We start from the raw sequence: 2,881 nt of genomic DNA, 5'->3' as shown, positions 1-2,881 counted from the left end.
ATATCCTCAAAATTTGAGATGCAGGCGGCAAGTTGATGTGCAGATAGGTTCGCGCCATAAGGCGCGTTTATTGTTCCCAGTACGGTAGATGTCGCAAGCGACATTTCTGCAATCTCCTGTCTGCGGTCCTTATCAATATAGGAGTTTTCTTAATTTCGCAATAAGGCAGCGCTCAATTGTGACAGCTTTTGGTCCTTGATCTACTCAAAAACCCGGACACCTTCACCAGCAAAGACTTCTCTCAAACCCTTGTTAATGTCACACAAACTACACCGAGTGACATGCGGTAGAGATCTTCGATCAGCTCGGACAACCTTAAGTTAATCATGCCGCTGAAGTCGACCAGGCTATTTCGTAAGAACTGACATAGTTGACTGCTAGACTGGCTGACACGAAAGCGGACGTTGGAGCAATCGCAACGAAATAGCGCTCTGTCCGCATCTCTTCCCTCTGCAAACCGCCTGGGTATGTCCGGTTTGCGTGGTTTCAAAGCCTTCTGCACCAACAAAAACTCAAAGTACGGTTAAGGTCTGGTAACGGCTCAAATTCACTACACCGTGCGATCTGCATAAAATGGCTGTAGTGAGCTCTATTCAACTGATGCTTCGGGATAACCTAATGACGGCTCATCTCACAGCTCGATCCGGAACGAAACATCTGGCCTGCCCCCACCCTATCTAGAACACGACTTTGAGGCCTGCGTTTGCGCTCAGTGCGCTGGTGTCGCCAGCGGTGCTGAGCCCGGTGGCATAGGAGGCTTCCCCAAAGAGATCCACGCGATCGGTCAGGGCGTAGTTGCCGCCAAGACCGATCCCAACCGCCCAGGGCTCACTCTCGGTTGTCAGGGTCGCCCCGGCAACATCCACCTCGCTGCCCGCGCCAAACTCATGGAACAGGTTCACGATGCCATAAAGGCGGTGTGCCCCTTGTTCCTGCGCACCAAACTCAAGCCCAAGCCGCAGCTGCCGGCTGGCCGCATCCTCAAACGTCACCTGCTCCCCGTAGCGCTCACCCTCAAAGTCATCAAACCCAACTGAGGACAGGCTCAGCTGCGCCTGCGGGATCACCGTCAGACCGGACCCCAGATCAAAGCGCTGCCCGGCCTCGATCGACAACGCAAGGCCCGTGCCCCCGTTGTCTTCGGTCAGGGTTCCAAGACCATCAGCGGCCAGGTCACTTGTATAGGACGCCAGTGTCACCTGCCCGTCGACATAAAACCTGCGCGTGTCATACCACGTGGCCGAAAGGCCCAGACCCAGGCCCGTGGTGTCAATCGAACCATCTCCAAAATCTGAGGTCACCGACGCACTCCCCGTGGCGTAGGAGAACATCAACCCACCCACAAGCAGCCCCGCCCCGCTCTCGCTCACGACAACATCCGCGCCGATCTCCATCTCCCAGATCGAGCTGTCGAGCGCGGCCCCTGTTGTGCTGTGCTCTTCCGACAAGGTGACCTGTTCTGTCCCCATCTGGAACCACAGCGGGGTGTCCCTGTTTTGACCCGACGCTGCCCCGTCCCACGCCAGGCTGCGGAAGTCCTGTGAGCTGCCCCGGCTGCGCAGCGACGCGGGGCCAGTGAGGGCCAGCAGCGACTGACCGTAGCTGTCATAGATCGGCGCAGAGGGTTGATAGTTTCTCCCACCGGTCTCGGACATCGCGCTCAGCGACCAGCCGTGGCCATCCCCCGCCTCGGTCAGCCTATAGAGGTGGGCGCCCGAGACAACCGCTTGCGACCCGTCCGGGGTGACATGGTTGCCATCCACAAGGGTGAAGGTCCCGTTAAACGTTCCGCCAACAGTGACCACATCGATCTCAAGCGGTGTGCCTTCGCCACCGGCGCTGTCCAGGCCCGCAATCGACAGCATCATCTCGCCCGACGCGTCGCCCTTGATCTCCAGCCTGTCGGAGTGCGCATCATTGCCAGCGAGAACTGCATCCAGGGCAAAAACACTTGTTCCCGATCCGGTGTAATCCCCCTCAATGGTGATCACATCATCCGCATCCCCGTCCTGTACACTCAAAACAACAGAGCCATCATTGATCACATCCCCTGCAATGCTCACAACGGTGGGGGTATCCCCTCCCCCGCCCGTCGCGCTGGCCACTTTACCTGCGATGGTCGCCTCGGTGGGGGCGCCCCCGCCAGACACGCTGAATACAGATCCTGCCTCGATCGAGAGAGCCATATCCAGCGTGGCACCCTTATCCAGGCTCAACTTTGTTTCATCCTTCAGCGTCAAATGCTCCCAGTTGATGACGTCCTCCATTGTGGTCATGGTCTGGCCATGCAGCGTCAGCTGATCGTTATCACCCGCACCACCATCCAGAACGTGGGACCCAACATAGGTGCTGTCGGCGGAAATCGTGACGGTGTCGTCTCCCGCCCCAAGACGAACATCCCCGCTGAAGTCGCCGCCTTCCAAGGTCAGGGTATTGTCGCCCGCACCTCTTCGGCACTGTCCGGGTTATCAATCCGCGCATGAAGCCCCCAGGAGTTGGCAGCATTCGTGGTGATCGTGCCGCCATGCATTTCCGCGGTTGCCGTGCCAAGGCCACCATTGGATTGCGCAGCGGCTCCAGTGCTAATGATACCGTTAATGGACATTATCTTACCCGCTTAAACGGCTGCAGAGCAGCCAGGCCGGACGGTTACGTTTCGAGTGCAATGGCACTTTTGAATAAAGGTTGTGGCAGCACTCACTCGCTGCGATGCATGTGACGTCCGTTCTGGCTAAGGACGGGACAGACCTGTCCTCCGGAATCAACAAGTTAGCTGAAAATGAGACAGCGATTTTCGGGGTATTTTACCCTAAAGTGTCCCATTTCTGACCGACCGGTGAGCGTACATATACTGCGCTAGCGGATTGTACCAAAATCACCG

The 2,881-nt window shown here is 57.3% G+C and carries 2 protein-coding genes; both read right to left on the bottom strand.

Annotated elements, in window-relative coordinates:
* Positions 1–677: 677 nt before the first annotated feature.
* Positions 678–2,423, bottom strand: a complete 1,746-nt coding sequence (locus ACR1XY_RS24280) for an autotransporter family protein (RefSeq protein ID WP_480597334.1) — start codon at positions 2,421–2,423, stop codon at positions 678–680.
* Positions 2,424–2,425: 2 nt separating this feature from the next.
* Entirely contained in the window at positions 2,426–2,605 is a 180-nt protein-coding gene (locus ACR1XY_RS24275; RefSeq protein ID WP_480424829.1) for a hypothetical protein, read from the bottom strand.
* Positions 2,606–2,881: the final 276 nt, after the last annotated feature.

Source organism: Ruegeria sp. AD11(2025) (genome assembly GCF_056542405.1).
This window is presented reverse-complemented; position numbering and strand designations above follow the sequence as displayed.

Coding starts and splice junctions, on each gene's coding strand:
- ACR1XY_RS24275 (WP_480424829.1), bottom strand. CDS start 2,605: ATGTCCATTAACGGTATCATTAGCACTGGAGCCGCTGCGCAATCCAAT.